The sequence below is a fragment of the Lacibacter sp. genome, assembly GCF_035299325.1.
In the GTDB taxonomy this organism is placed as follows: domain Bacteria; phylum Bacteroidota; class Bacteroidia; order Chitinophagales; family Chitinophagaceae; genus Lacibacter.
On sequence record NZ_DATGWT010000037.1, the window covers coordinates 39,040 to 59,773 of the forward strand.

15 protein-coding genes and 3 tRNA genes are annotated in these 20,734 nt (G+C 40.6%); 3 read left to right on the forward strand and 15 right to left on the reverse strand.

Annotated features, from left to right (window positions below; genetic code table 11):
* Position 1: 1 nt before the first annotated feature.
* Together mazG and VK159_RS19690 are read right to left on the reverse strand one after the other, a co-directional pair.
* Positions 2-784 (reverse strand): nucleoside triphosphate pyrophosphohydrolase, encoded by a 783-nt coding sequence (gene mazG / locus VK159_RS19685; RefSeq protein WP_324231886.1) that lies wholly within the window; start codon positions 782-784, stop codon positions 2-4.
* Between the two features lie 3 nt (positions 785-787).
* Positions 788-1,912, reverse strand: a complete 1,125-nt coding sequence (locus VK159_RS19690) for a DUF3667 domain-containing protein (RefSeq protein WP_324231887.1) — start codon at positions 1,910-1,912, stop codon at positions 788-790.
* Between the two features lie 70 nt (positions 1,913-1,982).
* Between VK159_RS19690 and VK159_RS19695 the strand changes: the two genes are divergently transcribed.
* Positions 1,983-2,822: a hypothetical protein gene (locus VK159_RS19695; protein ID WP_324231888.1), complete on the forward strand. Its 840-nt coding sequence runs from the start codon at positions 1,983-1,985 to the stop codon at positions 2,820-2,822.
* A 177-nt stretch (positions 2,823-2,999) separates the two neighbouring features.
* Here VK159_RS19695 and VK159_RS23705 read toward each other — a convergent pair whose 3' ends face one another.
* From VK159_RS23705 to VK159_RS19715, 5 genes are all read right to left on the reverse strand, one after another.
* Positions 3,000-3,251 carry a GIY-YIG nuclease family protein gene (locus tag VK159_RS23705; protein WP_414672833.1) on the reverse strand — a complete coding sequence of 84 codons (252 nt, stop codon included), beginning with the start codon at positions 3,249-3,251 and terminating at the stop codon, positions 3,000-3,002.
* A gap of 38 nt (positions 3,252-3,289) precedes the next feature.
* Positions 3,290-3,375 (reverse strand) — tRNA-Leu (locus tag VK159_RS19700).
* Positions 3,376-3,466: 91 nt separating this feature from the next.
* Positions 3,467-3,539 (reverse strand) — tRNA-Gly (locus VK159_RS19705).
* A gap of 124 nt (positions 3,540-3,663) precedes the next feature.
* Entirely contained in the window at positions 3,664-3,867 is a 204-nt protein-coding gene (locus tag VK159_RS19710) for a hypothetical protein (protein ID WP_324231889.1), read from the reverse strand.
* 52 nt (positions 3,868-3,919) lie between these two features.
* On the reverse strand, positions 3,920-4,960 hold the full coding sequence (locus tag VK159_RS19715; RefSeq protein ID WP_324231890.1) for a glycosyltransferase family 2 protein: 1,041 nt from the start codon (positions 4,958-4,960) through the stop codon (positions 3,920-3,922).
* 39 nt (positions 4,961-4,999) lie between these two features.
* Between VK159_RS19715 and VK159_RS19720 the strand changes: the two genes are divergently transcribed.
* Both VK159_RS19720 and VK159_RS19725 read left to right on the forward strand, forming a co-directional pair.
* Positions 5,000-6,148 carry a HAMP domain-containing sensor histidine kinase gene (locus VK159_RS19720; RefSeq protein ID WP_324231891.1) on the forward strand — a complete coding sequence of 383 codons (1,149 nt, stop codon included), beginning with the start codon at positions 5,000-5,002 and terminating at the stop codon, positions 6,146-6,148.
* A gap of 88 nt (positions 6,149-6,236) precedes the next feature.
* A tRNA-Leu gene (locus tag VK159_RS19725) sits at positions 6,237-6,320 on the forward strand.
* A gap of 593 nt (positions 6,321-6,913) precedes the next feature.
* Here the strand turns inward: VK159_RS19725 and VK159_RS19730 are convergent.
* The 8 genes from VK159_RS19730 to VK159_RS19765 form a co-directional block, all read right to left on the reverse strand.
* Positions 6,914-8,047 carry an endo-1,4-beta-xylanase gene (locus VK159_RS19730; RefSeq protein ID WP_324231892.1) on the reverse strand — a complete coding sequence of 378 codons (1,134 nt, stop codon included), beginning with the start codon at positions 8,045-8,047 and terminating at the stop codon, positions 6,914-6,916.
* A 111-nt stretch (positions 8,048-8,158) separates the two neighbouring features.
* On the reverse strand, positions 8,159-9,187 hold the full coding sequence (locus tag VK159_RS19735) for a DUF5627 domain-containing protein (RefSeq protein ID WP_324231893.1): 1,029 nt from the start codon (positions 9,185-9,187) through the stop codon (positions 8,159-8,161).
* A 31-nt stretch (positions 9,188-9,218) separates the two neighbouring features.
* The gene (locus tag VK159_RS19740; protein WP_324231894.1) at positions 9,219-10,976 is read right to left on the reverse strand and encodes a RagB/SusD family nutrient uptake outer membrane protein; all 1,758 of its coding nucleotides are present in this window, start codon (positions 10,974-10,976) and stop codon (positions 9,219-9,221) included.
* 30 nt (positions 10,977-11,006) lie between these two features.
* Positions 11,007-14,006 (reverse strand): SusC/RagA family TonB-linked outer membrane protein, encoded by a 3,000-nt coding sequence (locus VK159_RS19745; protein WP_324231895.1) that lies wholly within the window; start codon positions 14,004-14,006, stop codon positions 11,007-11,009.
* Positions 14,007-14,091: 85 nt separating this feature from the next.
* Complete coding sequence (locus VK159_RS19750; RefSeq protein ID WP_324231896.1) at positions 14,092-15,918, reverse strand: RagB/SusD family nutrient uptake outer membrane protein; 1,827 nt, start codon at positions 15,916-15,918, stop codon at positions 14,092-14,094.
* Between the two features lie 18 nt (positions 15,919-15,936).
* On the reverse strand, positions 15,937-19,041 hold the full coding sequence (locus VK159_RS19755) for a TonB-dependent receptor (protein ID WP_324231897.1): 3,105 nt from the start codon (positions 19,039-19,041) through the stop codon (positions 15,937-15,939).
* Between the two features lie 208 nt (positions 19,042-19,249).
* Positions 19,250-19,483 (reverse strand): hypothetical protein, encoded by a 234-nt coding sequence (locus VK159_RS19760; protein ID WP_324231898.1) that lies wholly within the window; start codon positions 19,481-19,483, stop codon positions 19,250-19,252.
* Between the two features lie 150 nt (positions 19,484-19,633).
* A complete protein-coding gene (locus VK159_RS19765; protein WP_324231899.1) occupies positions 19,634-20,242 on the reverse strand; it encodes an RNA polymerase sigma-70 factor in 609 nt (202 codons plus the stop codon).
* Positions 20,243-20,734 lie beyond the last annotated feature (492 nt).

Consider the following 20,734-nt stretch of genomic DNA (forward strand, 5'->3'; position numbering starts at 1 on the left):
ATTATTGTGCTTCCCTGTTTTTCTGTTTGATGCGGTTCCAGATACCGTCCATCTCTTCCAGACTCATATGTGTCAGCTGTTTTCCTTCACTGATCGCTTCCTGCTCCATCTGGGTAAACCGCTGTATGAATTTCTGATTTGTACGTTCCAGCGCATGGTCAGCATCAATCTGCAAAAACCGTGCATAATTCACCAGTGAGAAGAACACATCGCCCAGCTCCTCTTCTATTTTCTCCTGCTCAGCTGTTTGCACCACTTCTTTTAATTCATTGATCTCCTCTTCTATTTTTTCAAACACCTGTTCTTTATTTTCCCATTCAAACCCAACCTGTTTAGCTTTCTCCTGTATGCGGATGGCTTTTACCATCGATGGTAATCCTTTGGGCACACCACTCAAAACAGAAGTTTTTCCTTCTTTCATCTTGAGTTTTTCCCAGTTGCGTTTCACATCTTCTTCATCATCGACTTTTACATCGCCGTAAATATGCGGATGACGTGCAATCAACTTTTCACAAACCCCATTGATCATTTCTGGTATGGTGAACTGTCCCTGCTCTGCTCCGATTTTTGAATAGAAGACAATGTGTAACATCAGGTCGCCCAACTCTTCTTTAATATCTTTCCAGTTCTCCCCTGAAATTGCATCAGTAAGTTCATAGGTTTCTTCAATGGTGAGTTGACGCAGCGTATGAATGGTTTGCTTTCTGTCCCACGGGCATTGTTCCCGCAGTTCATCCATGATCTTTACCAAACGGAGAAAACTATCGGCCGTTGCTGTTTGCATAATTTAAATATTAAACGCTGAGAAAATTAAAAATCCAACAAAAAGAAAAGTAACAACTATGAAAAAGATGAAGTTAAGCAGAAAGTATTTGATGATGGTTTTGGCCCTGCGTTGCAGGTAATAGTTACGCATGGCTTTATAGAGATAAATAAACAAGTAAAGACCCAAAGCAATCTGCAACCATAAGAAAATACTCCAGCCCGTCATGTTACCCAGTTTGTTTGCAGCAAAATAGATCAGCATCAACAGAAAACAGAAGATATAATAGTAGATGCTGAAGATGGCATGGTTCACAAAATTAAATTGCCTGCGCTGGCGGATGTATAACAACGAAAGTATGAGTGCAAACAAGGGTAATGATACAAAAAAGATGGTAGGCAACTTATGCAGGAACACATCACTAATTCGTGCAAATGCAAGCCCGGGAGTTTTGCCGTACTTCTCATTAATGCGTGCTGCTTTTCTGAACACCAATGTTGAAAGCCAACCATCCCTTTCTTCTGCAGGTAAGCTTCGCTGAGTAGAGTCATATACTTCAACAGATTCAAACTTTCCATTAAAATCAAACAAGGCTCTTGGTCTTTTCTTTGTCACCGAATCTCCTGCCTGTGTTGAATCTTTCTTTTGTGCTTTTGCCCTGATGAGCGAATCGATCAGCTGCTCATTGAGTTTATCCATCCTGTTGAGATTACCAACACTCTGTTTTCCTACACTGATCTCACCTGAAATAAAGTTCACATCAAAATTCACATCGCTGTCTTTGAACCGTTGCTCCAGTTTGGCATAACTCAACGCAACGGCACTATCATCTATTTTGAACAACGAAAAGAAAATGATAAAAAAGAAAGCAGAAGTAAACACATACATCCTAACAGGGTTCATATAACTCATGCGGCGGCCACGGGCATACTCGGCAGGTAAAAAACCCGGACGGAACAAAAGGTAACGGATAGCTTTACTGAACTTCCCTTCAAAATGGGTAATGTCGTTAAAGAAATGAACCACGAGATGCCAGGCTGTTTCTTTTGGCTCAACGTTTTCCTGGCCGCAGACATGGCAATAACGGCCAAAGACCCTTGCATTACAGTTTAAGCAGTTTTTTTCTTTCCTTCCCTCGCCGTGCGACATAGCCTTAGTTTTGGCTAAAATAAAAAGATTCACCCATACGTTTCTTATTTCAGGAATATCTTTGCCACACATGATGCACAAACTAATATCCGCCTTCGTTTTACTTGCCCTCTTACCTTTTGCCGGCCAAAGCCAGTACTATCAGAAAGACATCCTCAGTACACGCCAAACAATGGAGCAGATCAAACAATATAAAGCCAACAAAGTGCGTAAAGTGGTGTTGCAGTCGTTTGAAGGAACCGGCGAACCTGTTGAACAGTTCATCTGCTTCCAGGAAATAAATCCATCCTTCAATATCATTAAAACATTCAGTCAAACGATGGCCACCATGCAATCGGTATTGGTAACACAGTTCAATGCAAAAGGTCAATTGATACGCAGTGCCGATAGCAGTAACACAACATTGAATGTTTCGAGTTATACCTATGATGCTGCTGGACGATTAGCAGTTGTTGAAAATGTATCGCAGGCATATGCTTACAAAACAAAAGAAACAGTGCGCCATCAATACACTTACGATTCAACCGGATTTCCTGTTTCGATGTTGCGCATCAAAAACGGAACCGACACTTCGTTTATACAATTTAAAGCTGATGAAAAAGGAAATGTGGGTGAAGAGATCATTACCGCAAAAGGAAAGGAAACACAAAACTGGTACTACTATTACGATGCACAAAACCGTTTAACAGATATTGTACGCTTTAATGATCGTGCACGCCGTTTGTTGCCCGACTATGTGTATGAATACAACGAACAATCTTTGCTTACGCAAATGATCTCTGTGCAAAGTGGCGGCAGTGATTATGTTACCTGGCGCTATCAATATAATCCGCAGGGATTGAAAACAAAAGAGAGTTGTTTCAGTAAACAGAAGCAGTTGATGGGATATGTGACGTATAGGTATGAATAGTCAATTGGCAATGGTGAATGGTCAATGATGAACTTAATGCTACCTAAAAACTAAAATAAAATCTGAAATTGATATAAATAAAAAAAGCGACGAAGAACGTCGCTTTTTTTGTGCCCCGGAACGGAGTTGAACCGTTACGACCGTTGCGGGTCACCCCGATTTAAAATCGGGGCGTGTCTACCAATTACCGTTAATTAAGCTTTCGAGATAAATCCTGCTCTTCATTTTTTTTAACCGTATCTCTTCACGGCGCGCCTCTAATTCTGTTTCATATGATTTACTCGCTTTTAGTTCATATGGTCGGCAGTTTCGTGTAGCCGTTACTTTCCCTGCATTATGCCGCATTACTCTTTCCTGAACATCATTTGAGTAACCGATATAGTAACGGTTGCACTTAGAAGAATAAAGTATGTAAACGAAATAAGACATGCTATAAACAAAAAAAGCAACTTTCGTTGCTTTAGTTGTGCCCCGGAACGGAGTTGAACCGTTACGACCGTTGCGGGTCACAGGATTTTAAGTCCTGCGTGTCTACCAATTCCACCACCGGGGCAAGTGATGTAAAAATATTTTAAGATCCAGCTTTTTCAACACCTGTGTCTCCAGTAAGGTGAAAAAAAATCCCGCATGAGAGCGGGACTGTGAGCGGAAGACCGGGCTCGAACCGGCCACCCCGACCTTGGCAAGGTCGTGCTCTACCAAATGAGCTACTTCCGCTTGTAAAAGAACGATTGGGGTGCAAATGTAAGGGACGTTCTATTAATTGACAAAAAAGAGAGCAAAAAATCTTCAAAAAAAATCCCTTCAGTTGCTGAAGGGATCATTTATAATGACTTGATTCTTATTTATACTTGGGATTATAAAGCGTGCTTTCTGGTATTTGCACCTCCGGCTTTCCTTTATAACGGTAGCTGTACAATTTGTAACATCCACCCAGCAAAAACGCTGCAATACAAAACACCTGTACATAAAACAGGAAGCGGGATGATGTTACCCAATTGCTGGTGATATCTTTTTGCTTTTCGTCGATGATCTCTTGAGCCATATTAGTGAGGTTTTTACAGTTGCAAATGTAAGGGATGATGTGTTACAACCCTTCAGACAAGCTTTACAATTTCAGAAAAAATCTTCTTTTTCCGGATGAAATACTGCCATACAACCGATCCCCGGTACATAGTTTTTAAACGGGGATATGCGTTGGAAGAAGATTGTTTTGGCCTGAATACCCAACTAATAAAGGCAAAATGAGCTTGTACTACCGCCAGCCAATAGCCTGGTTTGCCGCTGAGCAATTCTTTCCAGGCAGATACTGCATCTAACCCAACCCGCAACGGAAACTTCCACCATAATTCAGACCAAGGCAGGTTTTTGCAGATCATCACGAGGTTGTTACGGAAGTTGAGGAATACTTTTTGGCTGCTGCCAGTTGGTAAGGTGCCACCGCCAACATGATACACGACTGATTGTGGACATACATATACTTTATATCCACTCCGCTGTAATCGCCAGCACAGATCGATCTCTTCCTGGTGGGCAAAAAAGAATTCATCAAATCCCTTCATCTCATGAAAACATTGTGACCTGATAAACAGTGCAGCGCCACTTGCCCAAAAAACAGGCACTGCATCGTTGTATTGTCCGTTATCTTTTTCCAACACATCAAACACACGGCCACGTGAAAAAGGATAACCCAATGTGTCGATCCACCCACCACTTGCACCCGCATATTCAAATGTATCTTTCTGGTGATATGCCAGCAGTTTTGGTTGACAGGCTGCAATGGTGTTATCTGCTTCCATCAAATCAATAATTGGTTCGATCCAATTCTTCGTTACTTCCACATCACTGTTCAGCAACACATAATAATCGGCCTTTACCTGTTGCAGAAAAAAATTATATCCTTTTGCAAATCCATAATTCTCTTTACTGGTTAATATTTCAACCGAAGGAAATGTTTGTTGTACAAACTGCACCGAATCATCTGTTGATGCATTATCAGCAACGATCACCCGCAGATTACCATACGTTGATGCTAATACAGAAGGCAGAAACTGCTGCAGGAAATTTCTTCCATTCCAGTTAAGAATAACAACAGCAACAGACGGGAGGGTTTGCAAGTGTGGTAAATATTTTTTCAAAAATAGCGGTTGAGAGTGAAACCTTGTCTAAATTAGGGCATGCTTGGTCAATATTTTAACTGGCGAACATTACTGGCAATTATTGCCATTGGCATTGTAACCGGTACCATTTTCTATTCGAACTATCTCGCCGATAAAATTGCCGTTGATGAACGGTTGAAAGTAGAGCAATGGGTGGAAGCAGGTAAATTCCTGATCATGGCACCAATTGATGCCGATACAAAACTCCCTTCACTCATTCGTAACGAACAGAAGTCAATACCCATTATTGAAACAGATGAGAAAGACAGCATCGTCAGTTATATTAATATCGACAGTGCAAAAATTGCAGACAATCCAGGTTACCTCGCTTCCAAACTAAAAGAATTCAAAGGTCAGAATCAACCCATCATTCTGGAGATCAGCAAAGATCCGCTGCTCATAAATAAATATTATTACGGTCATTCTGTATTGCTGCAACAGGTGCGTTATTACCCAATGGTGCAGTTGTTTATTGTAGCCCTGTTCATCATCATTACAATTTTCTCTTTGCAGATCAGAAACAAATCAACCCAAAACCAGGTGTGGGCCGGTATGGCCAAGGAAACTGCCCACCAATTGGGTACACCCGTTTCATCGTTACAGGGTTGGGTTGAAATGTTGAAAGAAGAAAATGCACAATCGCAAATTGCAACTGAGATCGAGAAAGATGTACAACGGTTACGTTTGGTGAGTGATCGTTTTGGAAAGATCGGCAGCACACCACAATTAGAACCGAATAATGTAGTTCGGCAAGTAGAAGAAATGGTGGAATACATCCGCAAACGGGCAACCGGAAAAGTTCACCTGGAAGTGAAGAAGAACAAAGCGGATATGATCGCTGCTGTTTCTCCCCCGCTCTTCGATTGGGTTATTGAAAACCTGCTGAAGAATGCGCTTGATGCGATGGATGGAAAAGGAAATATTACAGTTGATATGCATGAGGAAGAACGCACCATCATCATTGATGTAACGGATACGGGCAAAGGGATTGTATCGCAAAACATCAACCGTGTGTTTAAGCCGGGCTTTACCACCAAGAAACGTGGCTGGGGTTTAGGTTTGTCGCTGAGCAAACGTATTATTGAACAATACCATAAAGGACAACTGTACGTAAAACACTCTGAGCCGGGAAAAGGCACTACGTTCAGGATTGTTTTGAAGAAGTAAGTGGAAGCAGGTAGCCATTAGCCGAAAGTTGTTGGTTGTTTTTAATTTTTCACTTTGCACTTTTCATTTTACATTTGCTGCCCTTAAAGCCCGGGTGTTGAAATTGGTAGACAAGCCACTTTGAGGTGGTGGTGTTCGAAAGGACGTGCTGGTTCGAATCCAGTCCCGGGCACGAATAAAAAGGACAAATCGAAAATTGATTCGGTTTGTCCTTTTTCATTTTTACTAAGCGTCTTTCCAGACTGCATTCATTTGAACAGCTTAGTTCATTGAGCCGGGCAATCGATTTGGTAATCCCTCAATTAAATTAAAAAGGAAGGCCGCTGGAAAGCGACCTTCGTACTGTTTCAAAACTAGTCACATTTGACTAATGCTATTGTTGGCATCTTGTTACTGCCCCATAATTTTTTAAGGTGCATGAATGAAATAAAACCGGTTATGCTTTTGTTCTTGATCGATGTAGTTACGTTGCTATTAAAATTATTATCTGTCTACTTTTCGTAATGCTATCATACGCAATCTTATTGTTGAATACAGGATGTTATCAAAACTTTATCGGATTTGATGGAAGAACTGTTTTACTTCCTGCCTGCTACATTATAGTTGCGCTGAAATGATCAACGATGAAGTTGTGCTGTTATTGATTTGTCATTAAAGCAAAGTCCGCTGTAGAAACGGCGGACGATTAACTATCGATTGCTATGCGAGATATAAACTTCTTTACAGTATATTCAATAGACTCTGCAGAATAAAGCAGGGAAAAGTCTATTTATTTTTATTTTTTAATGCAATGACTTTATAAAAAGCAGGTTTAGGTTTAAACTCTTTATCGAAGAGCAGTGGATAATTGGTTCTTCCACGAACAGGGAAACCATTGAGCCAGGACTGTCCGTCATCGACACCCCAAAAAGTAACACGGCTGATTTTATTCTTGTGTTTTAAAAACAAACGGAAAATATCTTCGTATCCGTTGGCGAGCGATACCTGCATAGAATCAGGCAACCCTGCTGTATAAGGGTTCAGCTTTGCCTCGTATTCGGCACGTTGATTTACATCGGCACCGACGATGTCACGGGGATTAGGCAATACACTTACATCGAGTTCAGTAAACATTACATCAATACCCAACGCAGAAAATTCAAGAATACTTTGCTCAATATCTTTCAACGGAATGTTTTTTACATGCCAGTGTCCTTGAATACCCACACCATCAATGCGTACACCGGCAGCCTGTATTTTTTTTATGAGCGCAATAGCACCTGCTCTTTTTTTGGGTTGTTCAATATTATAATCATTGTAGTAAAGCTTTGTGTTGGGTGCGGCTTTCTGTGCCAGGCGAAAAGCTTCTACAACAAAATCATCTCCCAGCTTTTCAAGAAAAATAGATTTACGCATTGTGCCATCTTCATTCAATGCTTCATTCACCACATCCCACGAATACACCTGGCCATCGTATCTGCCGGCAATGGTGTTAATGTGTTCTTTAAAAAATAAACGAACCGAATCTGCATCTTTCATTCGACGAACAAATGGCGGTAATTGACTGTGCCAAATCAATGTATGTGCATTCACAACGATGTTATGCTTTTTGGCATAAGCAACCAGTTTGTCAGAAAGGTCAAAATTATATCTGTTCCATTCCGGGTGCATCACCTCAGCTTTCATGATATTCTCAGGTGTTACTGCATTAAACTGTTGGGGAACTAAAACAGCTGCGCCGGGAATTTTTTCTTCAATCTGTGCATTATTCAATGCAGTACCGATGAAGAAATCATCTTTAAAAGTTGCTTTCAGCGAAGGTGTGCCTGATGCGCCTGTTGTTTTCTGAACACTACTGCAATTCAAGAATGTAATGCCGCCGAAAACAACGAAGAGAATATTTAAATACTTTGTGCGCATGCTTTTTTTGAAATTGATTTGTTCTGAATAGAATTTATAAGCAAAATGCTAACAGCTCTATTGCTCATTGCAATAGAAACAAGGATCTGTTAATTCTGCTTTCGAAATTTTTTAGTACACGAAAGGAGTAAACGTTTCAAATTTTACTCCCCTGTCACGCAGCACCAACGTATCGGTAAAGTTGTGTACAGTTGTTCCAAAATCGACTTGATATTTCAGATGCAATACATCTCGTTTCTGATTACCCCACATATCGCCCTTCTTTACAAATGTACCATTGCCGCTAACCGTGTAACTGGCTGAAGCCGGTCCTGCAACTGTACACTTGCCGGTATTATCAAAATTCAGTACTAACTGAAAAGGAGCATTGATATTACCTTTATTCTTAGCGTTCAGGGAAATACTATCCTGCATCAATGATTTGGTAAAAAGATTGCATACTTCATCCTTTTCAACAAAAGCATTGCGGTACACAACTGTTGTGTCTAATGCGGTATTACCGGCACCACCCTTTACTTCGTCTACGCCTCTGCGTAAGTAAACACCGTGGTAAGGATTTACATATTTAACAGCATACAGAACAAAGTCTTTTGGAGCAATACCCCAATCGCTTGCCAAACGGGGATCTGGAGATTGTTTTGTGGTTGAACCTCTCAAAACAGAATCTGCATTTACAACAGACAGAATCTTCAAGGGAATTACGAATGTATTTTTAATAGCCCGTGGATCAGCAAAAAACGCATCGGTTAACTGAACTTCAAGTCCACCCATTACTTTGCCTGCAGGAATAACAATCTTCATGTCTTGCGGCAGAACGTAATAGTTACTGGGCATGGCAACAACATCACTACCGTTTGCAGAACCAAACTTCAGCCTTTGTGCAAGTGTATTTTCCAAGGCTACTGTAAGTGTGATATTCTTTTTGTTTTCATACACACCACCCATTGTGGCCATGATCAAAAACTTGCGCTGGTTATCCAATGTGTTATCAATAATATCTTCTCCGAGTACAAGCGTTCTTACCGGTGATTGATACGGGAAATAAACAGTTGAGTATTTGTAGTCTGGAAACTCCCATTTTTTATTACAGGCAGTTACTATCAAGAGCAACGTAAAAGATATTAAAAAAACTCGTTTCATATTATTAAGCATTAATAATTATAGATAGGTGTTACCACCCTTTGTTTTGTTGAAGGTTGGCTTTTAACGCCTCGGTTAACGGAATAGGACCATAGTACATATCATTTGAATATTGTCTGTTTTCTACAGTCTGTATGCTAAACACGTTGTTGTTAATAGTTACTCCTTTTGCGGGCTCAGTGAGGTTTGCTTTCCAACGACGGAGATCCCAAAAACGAAACCCTTCAAAACATAATTCTAATCTTCTCTCATTACGAATCAAATCACGCATACCCTCTTTTGTAGTAACGGATGCCAGATAGTTATCCGGCTGTGCAATTCCTGCTCTTTTCCGGATAGCTGCAATGATGTTGCGGGCAGAGAGTCCATGTGTAGTTGTTCCATCGGGTCCCCAGGCTTCATTCGCAGCCTCAGCACAAATCAAAAATATTTCTGTATACCTGATGTGAACAGGATAATGCTTTTGCGTTGAACTCGAAGCAGGATTCGCATTTACATCTTCTCTAAGTAATTTACGCAGATAGTAGCCGGTTCTTGTTGATGTAGGAAGTATGTTCACCGCATCATTAGTAGGCGCATCTGTTTTCGTGAAAATCGTTCTGTTTGAAATAGTACCACCGTTTACTACGATATAGTTTCTTAATCTCGGGTCACGGTTGGCATACGGATTTGTTGCAACATAACCACTGGCAGGATCTGTAATTGGCAATCCATTGGCCATCGGGAATGCATCAACCAGATTTTGTGTTGGATTCACTCTTCCGTTTCCAAAAAGTGTAGGAGGGAAATTATTGATCTCTAAATTATTTGTGTTAACAATATTACCTCTCCACAACATTTCCCGCTGTTCAATTGGTGCACCGGCAGATGGATTGATATTAATTGCATTTACATTCGCTGCGGTGTAAAACAAAGCCCCTTGAGGATCTAAACCATTGATGCCTCCATTCAAATTAAGAATTTCACTTGCATAATTTGCTGCATTTTCCCATTTGCTGGCAGTTGCCTGCGGGTTATATGCAGGGCTTGCAGCCAGCAATGCCGTTCTTGCTTTTATCGCTTTTAAAATCCGTCCGGAAATACGCTGTCTGCTGAATGTTCCGAACACACGGTTATAATCTGCCACCGCCATGCTGCTATATTTTGCAGGTAATTGTCCGGCAGTAATATTCACATAATCGAGTGGTAAATATTTTTCAGACTCTGTAAGATCAGTATAGATCTGCTGTACACATTGATCGAACGTATTACGTGGTTTTCTGAAATCAGAATTCGCTTCAAGCGCTTCGGTTATAATGGGTACACCCAATAACTCACCGCCGGCAGTGTAACCCGCATGTGCCTGAAGCAGGTTAAACATAAAGAGTGCTCTTAACCCGTATACTTCTCCTTTCAAACGATCGGTAAATAAAGTCCGCACATCTTTACTGGTAGGCGACCAGTTTACACTATCTACCTCCCTAAGAAACAGATTCAAATATAAAATGGCAGTATAAGAATTATTCCATTGATCTACGGGGTTGTTGGCAGCAGACCATGAACCCGTTGCCATATTCAGCAGCGGATTAAACTTATCGTTGGTTACTGCATCATCGGTGGCTACTTCGTTAAATGAATATCCATTTGTTGGAAGTCTTGTATAGGCATTCATCAATATGCCTTCTGCATAATAAGGATCACCATAAATATCTTCCAGTGTGCGATGGTTATCGTCAAGTGGAGCGAGTGTTTTTTTACACCCTACCAGCACTAAACCAACAACAAAAAGTATCAGTAATTTTTTAAACATGTTTATCATTTTACTACGTGAGATCATACTTTAAAATTTGGCTCTGATTCCGATATTGTAATTCCTGAACTGAGGTGTACTGGCAACTGACAACTCGAGAATTTTCCGGTTTTGCGAGAACGTATACAAATTGGCACCTGAAACGTACACTACCAGATCCTTTACAAATGCGCTACGTAATATTCTATTAGAAAAATTGTAAGTAAGCTGCACTTTGCTCAGGTTAAACCGGTCAGTTTTATACAACCAAAAATCGGAATTGCGAAAATTGTTGTTATTCTGCTGTGAGCTGAGGCGGGGATAAGTGGCAGTGGCTTTTGTAGCTTCTGTCCACCTGTTCTGTACAACTTCGGAATATTTAAGATCACCGCTTACCCAATAGTAATTGTTATTGGTAATACCATTAGCCCCGTTGTTTCCTGTACCCAGCACAAACAGGCTGAAGTTTTTATATCCAACGGTGAAGTTGATTCCGTAAGTAAAAGGCGCAATGTAACGACCGATCATTATTTCGTCTCTGCCATCAATCACGTTATCACCGTTTTGATCTACGTATTTAATATCGCCTGGTTTTACTTCACTGAACAATTGTCGTGGGCTGCTGTTGATATCGTTTTGATCCATAAAGAAGCCATCATTCACTAGACCAAATATGGCATCAGCAGGTTTACCGGTTCTGTTTTGATAATCATCCAGAAACAGTTCATCACGTTTTGTAACTTTTGATTGTGAGTAAGTAGCGACAGCTCCAACATTCAATTGAACATCTCCAAACTTCTTATCAACATTCAGCATCAAATCAAAACCGGTACGTTGATTTGTATTGTAGTTGGTATAAGGGATGAACGTGCTGAAATAGTTTGGATACTGTGAAAAACGCTGTGTAAGAAGACCAGCCATTTGTGTCCTGAAAAAAGTTGTTTGAAAAGTCAGCAGATTATTAAACAAAGCTCCTTCCAAACTTGCATTCAACTCTTTTCGCTGTGGAAATGAAAGATTAGGACTCGCACCAAATCGAGAAGTCGTTGTTTGGTTTTGTCCTGCTACACCATCGTTCCATGTAAAAAATCCACCTCTTTGATAAATATCGTTATACAAATAGTAATCGGCGATATCGAGGTCGGTACTTAGAATACCTGCAGACGCAGACAATTTCAAATAATTTACTGCCTTTGAATTTTTCAGAAAGTTTTCTCCGCTAACTAACCATCCTAAGCTCATGGTTGGAGAAAAACCTGTGCGGTTACCATCCGGTAACTTTGTTGAGTTTACATAAGCTCCGCTAAAATCGGCCCAATACTTATGCTTGTAATTATAACCAACCTGCAAACCGAGATGCGAATTGGTAATTGGCTGATAGATATCATTTACAGTAGTAGATGAGGTATAACCCAACAGCTTCGAAGTAATATTGTGATTACTGTTTATCGTTTTGTCATAGCTTAACCAGGTAGAAAAACCAATGTTCTGTCTTTGCGCAGAGTTATTAATATTCTGCGTACCCGGACGGGCGTCTGCACCAAATCTCTGGCTCGTGCTCAGGGATAATGAATCGGCAGTAGCACTCCAAATAGGGTTATACACTGCGTAGGTGTTGTTGATCGATTGCAGGTAAGAATTTGCATAATCTAAATTGAACAACGTATGAAAAGATAAACCCTTCAACACCGAACCGAGATCAGCATTGATTTCATTTGTTACCTGAAATACACGACTGATATTTATATCATAGCCGGCAACATACAGGTCGGCGATGGGATTCGTTTGAAAACTTTGTAATCCACCCAGTAAGTATTTACCGTCGATCAGGTTACGACTTGCATTTGCAATTCCAAGAGACACTTTATCGTTGGGGGATATCAGATCTATTGGGATAAGCGGAGTAAACCTGTTAGGTAATAATGAAGCAGCATTGCCCCAATAATTACCACGGGCCCGGCGGCTTTCGTTAAAAATCGCTGATACATAAACAGAACTCGAAATCTTATCATTCAGCTTTAAATCGACGTTACCTCTTACATTCAAACGATTGTCATTTTCATTTTTACCTTCGCCGATATTCAGCAAGGTTGTACTGTTTGACCAACCGACATTTGAATAAAACCGTGCATTACTGTTTCCTCCTGAAAATTCAGCATTCGCATTTGTGAAATTCTGATATTTTTTCAGGTACTGTGAGGAATAATAATCTACACTTGGAAAACGAAAAGTATTTCCGGTACGATGATTTTGAATGGTAGTGGCACTATAAAGATCTGCAAGGCCATCATTACGGCGTGCCTCATTATACAATGTCATGTAATCAGCAGAATTCAGGTAGTTAGGAAGTGCACTCGGAGTGGCAACACCTGTGTTTACACGCACGCCGATTTTACGACCATTTGCTACACCCTTCTTTGTCGTAATGAAAATAATGCCTTTCGCTGCCTGGCTACCATAAAGTGCAACAGCGTTTACTCCTTTCAAAACAGAAATCTGTTCTACCTCGTTAAGAGTGATATCGCTAAATTCACGGCGTACACCATCAATCATTACAATCGCATTCTCCAATCCCCAAATATTATTACTCCATAATAAACCGGCTACCCTTCCATTCATACCACCTTCAACGTTAAGGTTAAAGTCCCGATCAATATATGAATCCGGGTTTAAAATGCTGATAGCACCTGACACATCCTGTTTCTGAATCTTCCTGAAAGGAAGGTAAACTTCTTCCTGCGATCCATTTTCTACTGCAAGGCTGATGCTTGCCGGTATTGCCGTAGCTCTCAATGTTTGAATTCTGAAACCCTTGGCGGTTAACACCAGCACAGAATTTGCAGGTACTGTAATCGAAAATTTTCCGGCATTATCCGTATAAGCTACGGTTTTGCCCTCGTTACCTGACACCAGTACTCCGGAAACGGGCTTACCCTTATCATCGTAAACAACTGACGTGATGTTAACCTGGGGAACATCCTGCGCTTTTAACTTAAGGGTAAAGCAAGAGACAATCGCACAGAGTACCACGCATATTTTAATATACTTCATTAACTAGTTTTTAAGGCTTAAAGAGTTTCGTTTGTGCTTAATCGATATCAATCTTTGAATTGTTCCTGTTATCAACAGATGTTCATTACCATCCCGGATTTTGTCCGAAGGTTGGATAAAGATTCACCTGGCTTGTTGGTAAAGGCAGCCAATTGTGTTTCTTTTCAAACACTCTTGTTACAACAACTCTCTCTCTCAGATTAATCGGTTTACCGTTTGAACCACGGTCAAAATCGATAACAGTTTTTTCAACATATTTTTTCTGATCAGCAATCATCCATCGACGAAGGTCGTGCCAACGCAAACCTTCGAAGGCGAGTTCAACTGCTCTCTCTCTCATTAGTTCACTCATAAAAGCATCCTTAGAGCCGAGGAACCTGGCATCTACAGGAGGCACACCTGCTCTTCCCCTTATGGTGTTTACAGCGCTTTCCGCTGTTAAACTTCCAGGGTGACTGCTTTGAGGTGTTCCGTATCCATGCAATACCGACTCAGCATACATGAGATAAACATCTGCTAAACGCAGATAAGGAATTACAATATTGATATTGTTCCACTCATTGTCTGTGTTGTTACAACCGTCTGTTACAAACTTGCGAACAAGATATCCGCTACGGCTCGCTGTATTATCAAGACGCAGGTTTCCTCCGTTAAAAAGATTGGCAAAACGATAGGCAGCATTTGCAGTACCACGAATTAACCGTACTCCATCATATGTAATTGATTTGTAAAAACGAGGATCACGACCCGTCCAAGGATCAGCTATATCATAGCCAGATCCTGTTGCATCGATTGGGAGACCATTGGCCATTCCAAAATAATTTACATAGTTCGCTGCCGGTGATGAAATACCTGCTTCACCGCCTAATGGTGGCGGTATAAACATGTTCACTAAAGACCAGCGTGATTTCCATCCCACATAGGTTGGAGGGCCAAAGATTACCTCTGGGTAACCCGGATGTTTTGAGTAGTTGGAGATAGTAAACCAGTTTTCACTGTATTTATCCCAAGGCAATAATTTATGATAGGATTCACCAGTCTCTGACATTTTGATTACTCTCGCAAATGCATCTGCTGCCTGCTTACACAATTCCACATCGTAACCGGCATTTCCTGTAGATGACTGATTCATCATTGGGCTTGCAGCATAAAGCAGATTTTTACCTTTAAAGCCCAGTGCCATTGACTTTGTTACACGTTGTTGGTTATTACCCATTGTTGCCTGCCCTACCGGAGAATTATCCCAATTGCTTGGCAATAAAGCTGCAGCTTCCTCAAAGTCTTTCGCTGCTTTAAGAGCTGTTTCCCGATAGGTTAATCTCGGTAATTCAAGCCTTGCTGAACTGGATAACACAGTATCGATATAAGGTAATCCACCCCAGAAACTCATTAATTGAAAATGGAAAAAACCACGGAAAAACAATAACTGTCCTCTTATTACATCTTTTTCATTTTGCGTTGCATTACTCAGCATATCCAGATTGGCCAGCCCAAGATTCGCTTTACGTATACCATACCAGGCTAATGGCCACAGTCCTTTGTCATGACATTCATTTGGATTGGTGCTGGCGCCTCTGTCGTCGAGCCAACTGTTATCCCAGCCACCTCCGCCGGATTGCCAAGCCCGGTAATTACCATTATCAAATTCTGAACTGAGCCTGTAATTGGCGTTTGTGGTTGACAAAATATCATCCCCCATATTCCATTCACTGTTCCATGTAGATTTAGACATGTCAGGCAAACAGGAATATAACTCTTCGGTAAAACCCTGAAAGCTTCGGAAACTGGTAAACACGTCTTTCTCTGAGATGTTTGCATCCAGTGGCCGGTCGAGGTATTTTTTACAAGACGGTAATCCAAACACTATAAGTATAATACTTGTAGCTAAGGCTAATTTTACAGAATTATTCATAATCATAGTATTTATCAATTATAAACTGAGGTTAATTCCAAAGTTGATCCTGCGAACGGTTGGATATGCACCCTGACCGGAAAAATTGCTTGAACCAACATTTGCTTCACGATCGTCGGGCATCTTACTCCAAAAAAGAAGGTTGTTACCATTTACATAAAGACGCATTGATTGAATACCCGCCTTTGTTAACCATAATGGGTCTAACGTGTAAGATATTTCCGCTGTTTTTAAACGAACATAAGAACCATCGTAGTTGAAGAAATCACCATAGCTATATAAACGTGACTTCCAACGGGGAAGTGGTGAAGCGGCATCTGTATTCTCTTTCGTCCAATAATCTCCTTGCTTGAAAACTGAGTTCAGATTTGCAGCGAAGTTTGTTTGCGCAAGATTCCTTGTTACATTATTTACTGCATAGAACTGAACGAAAATTGAGAAACGTTTGTAATCAAATCCCACGCTGCCAGTGTATGTATTTTGAGGTCTTTCCGGATATGCATATGGTACATTATCAAAGTTGTTAATTACACCATCACCATTGAAATCAATCAGATTAAAGTTGCCTGGCAATTTATTATTATCGTTTTGATCCACAACACTGCTACCGTAAACCTCATCCCAGGTATTGTAATAACCTGAACGCAATTGCGATCTGTACTGGCCGATCTGGTAACCCGCCTGCTTTAAATAATCATCCAATAATTGAGGATCATCCCGATCGATAATTTCATCTTTTGCATGCGTCAACGCCAGATTTCCCCATAAACGCATTTCTCTTTTTCTGCCGAAATTTTTATTGAATTTCAGTTCAATTTCATATCCCTGTACGATTGTTTTACCCAGGTTAGACGTTGGTGGAGTACCGCCGAAATAAGCAGGTACCGCTCTTTGATTTCCGGCTACCAACACATCGGTTCTTTGATCTCTGTAAACCTCGAAAGTACCTTCAATGAGTCCTCTGAATAATGAGAAATCTAAACCAATATTGGCCTTGGCCACAGTTTCCCAATGTATATCCGGGTTCCCAATTGTACTTTCTCTGAACCATACATACGGACTGTTTGCATTATTATCGCCCATGCGTGATTGACCTCCGAAGGCCCACTGCGTTAGATAAAGATAATTTCCACCGATGGCGTCATTACCTACCAGACCATATGAACCACGGATTTTCAACGTGGATACCCAAGGCAATCTGTCCATGAATTTTTCATTCGTCAATGTCCAACCTACTGCGGCAGAAGGGAAAAAGTCGAACCTGTAATCCGGACCAAATCTTTGTGAACCATTGTAGGCTCCATTGATCTCAGCAAAGTATCTGTTTGCAAAATTGTATGTGCTTCTAAACACCCAGTCTTCACGAAACTCAGGAAACGAGCTGCCCTGTGCATTTTCATTGCGCATAAACAAGCCCATGGTTGTGATATTATGACGTCCTATTTTAGCCGAATGATTCAGTTGTAACTGATACACACGCCTTCTTCTTGTTTGTCCGTTCTGGAATGCATCGGGACGTACTGACCATTGCGGTACTATATAGTCGAACTGGTTAGGACCTGCTGTATTTCTGTATTGCACTCTTCCATCAGGAGCAATCCATTTAACAATCGAACTTCCGTCGTCAAATTGACCACCCTGTGCAACGAATGTGTTATCCAGAGAATATGTGCCTCTGAAGGACAGATTTTTTACCAACATACCTAAATCCTGCGCCAGTATAAAATCGGTTGTCATCTGGGTAGTCTTCGTATTTCTTACCCCGTTATTTGAGAGAATTTGAGCCGGGTTATTGGTTGACACCGGATCAAGCGGATAGTAACCGAAGGATCCATCACTATACTGCGGATAAAAAAGATCAGGTGCAAGACCATAAATTCCCTGGTACCAGGAATATTCAAAACCACTCCAGGTATCCTGTCTTTTTCCATAAAGTGTGGAAATGTTAGTTGAGAGTGTTGTGCTTTTTGTTAGTTTGAAATCAAGGTTTGCACGAATATTTAACCTGTCATAAAAAAATCCCGGCTTGTAACCTTTACCATTGTTCGGAATTTTCATGATGTCGCCTTCGTGAAGGAAATCTACGGAGGTAAAATATTTTACAAAACTTGATCCGCCTGAAATATTGATGTTGGCATTTTGTGCCATCGCCATTTTCTTCAATGACTCAGCCTGCCAGTCAATATTTGGATATTGCTGTGCCTCTTGTGCATTTGCAGGGTTACGATATTTTTCAATAATTGCTTGTGGTGTATAATCCTGCCATGATGCCGGACTCACGGCCAACTCCCGTTCGATCGCCATATTTCTGATTGTTAATGCATCATATGCGTCGTACTTCTCTGGCAAACGGGAAGGAACTTTCATTGTAGAGTTAACGGTAATATTAATGTTGGCTTTACCTTCCACACCTCTTTTAGTAGTGATAAGAACAACACCGTTTGCACCTTTTACACCAAACACGGCTGTAGCAGATGCATCTTTTAATATTGAAACACTTTCTACTGAACCGATATCAACTCCGGCCATAGGACGTTCAATACCATCCACCAAAATGAGTGGTCCTGCACTGTTCCATGTTCCCTGACCCCGTATAAAAATGAGCGGATCTTCAGCACCCGGCATACCTGTTCCCTGTACAGTTATAACGCCCGGTACATTACCGGTAAGTGCGGCACCTATATTGGATACACCCCCGGCACGCTGAAGTACCTTACCGGTTGTTTGAGTAATAGCGCCTACAACGCTCTCTTTCTTCTGTCGGCCATAACCCACCACAACCACGTCTTCTAATGTAGAGCGGGCAACACTTAACCTGACTTCGATGATACTTTGATCTCCAACATTCACTTCGAGTTCATCCATTCCAACATAACTGATCAAAAGTGTTTTGTCTTTTGATGGAATAGTTATTTTGAAATTACCAGCCGCATCGGTTGTGGTTGCAATAGCAGTACCTTTTACCTTAACGGTAGCCCCGGAAAGGGCAACACCCGAAGAATCTTTAACTGACCCCGAAACCGTTTGAGCACTTACTTGTGCCATAACCGGTAACCCCGCCAATAAAATCCCGAAAAGAGCAAGTGTCAGCTTATGCAGCCAGTTGTTTGCCACGCATTTCATACTTGATTTTTTTAATTTATACAAAGCCTTGATTTTGTCAGTTTTGGAAACATGCCTTGCGGAATGCTTCATGATTATTCGTTTACTTCATCTTCCTGCAACTACTTCAATCGTTTCAAATAAGTAAATCCTTTGTTTATTACTTATGCATTGGGTGTGTTTACATAAGCTTCAGCTAACATGCCTACCGGTTAAATCTTTCTTCTCATTATTTTTCAGATGACTCAACCAGGTGGTTTCTTAAACGTTGCAAATGTTTTTCGTAAGCTTTTTCTTTTCTTCCGTTTGAATCGTTCACCGTTTTGTTCCGTAAATTCTCAAGCATCATCATGCGGCTGAAATAATCAGGATATTGATTCAATAGCATGTTCAATTTCTCTTTATCGTTGCCTGCTTCGCCATTTAACTTTAAACTGTATAATATCCAGAGTCGCTGATCCAAAAACATTACTGTGTAGCTTTATATAAGCATAGACAGCGAAGAATTTAAAATGTACTAAAGACATTTATTTTTTATTTGAAAGAGCTTTTGACGGTCTGAAAAAAAGAGACCATCTATAGAAAAGTTGTCAGCAGCAAACCCGTAATCCGCCTAGTCTGTTTGTACAGGACTACCGCTCCGTATCAAATTTGGAATGACCATACCATATCGGGCAGAAACCGGGTACGACAGAGCATCTCCAATTTTCTTTGTAGCAATTGACATTTGATTACGTACGGTAAAAACAGAAATATTCAATACAGCCGCTACTTCTTTATATTTTAACCCCTCCTCCTTTACTAATTGAAAAACAATTTTACATTGGGTGGGGAGCCCCTGTACCACTTGTTCGATTCCTTTTATCGTTTCATTCGAGATGAATAAATCTTCCGGGCTGTTGAACTCAACAACAGTTTCTATATCTACATCATGCAGCTGAGATGCCGGGTTTCTTGCATTTTTTTCGATATAGTTGAGGGAAAAATTACGGGCTGTGGTATAGAGGTAGGCCTTTAGATTATCGATTTGAAGAAGCTGACTTCTGATCTGCCATAATTTAATAAATACGTCGGAGACAATTTCTTCTGCGCCTTCCCGTGATTTGACGAGGGTATAAGAAAATCGATGAAGTCCATCAAACAAGAGCATATACAGTTCCTTATATGCACGCATGTCCTCATGTACGGCAATTTGGCGTTGCAAATCTTTAACTACTTCCATATGGCAATTAGTAATGGTAAACTTGAATCACATGCAATGTCATCACGAAGACTTTCTCTTGATGTTCAAAGCAGCTGGCTCAACTTTTAATGTTTGGTTATCTACACAATCGTTCGAATGCCGGATAAAACATGGCTGGCGAGGGTTCAAATCTTTATTTTGTCAACCTTGCTTTTGCCCGAATACAGCCGGGTAACACTTCAAATTTTTTTCAGCAATTCAATTAAAAAAATCATCCGTGCTAAAAACTCTTCTTGTGTATCCAAAACTAATTTTTGAATCCTCTAAGGGCTGGCTCATTTGTTGAAACTTATAGAACAAATGTTCAATTTCGATTTTATGCAACCGATTAGATTGATTGATATTCAATCAGTTGTATTTTTACCTATTTTTAGAACAATGCGCAACTTTAGAAAACAAGTTTTACTTTAGCAGTTGTGATCACTTTTTTGTTTTGAATAGAAAATGGCCGTGTGAGGATGAGTTTTACTT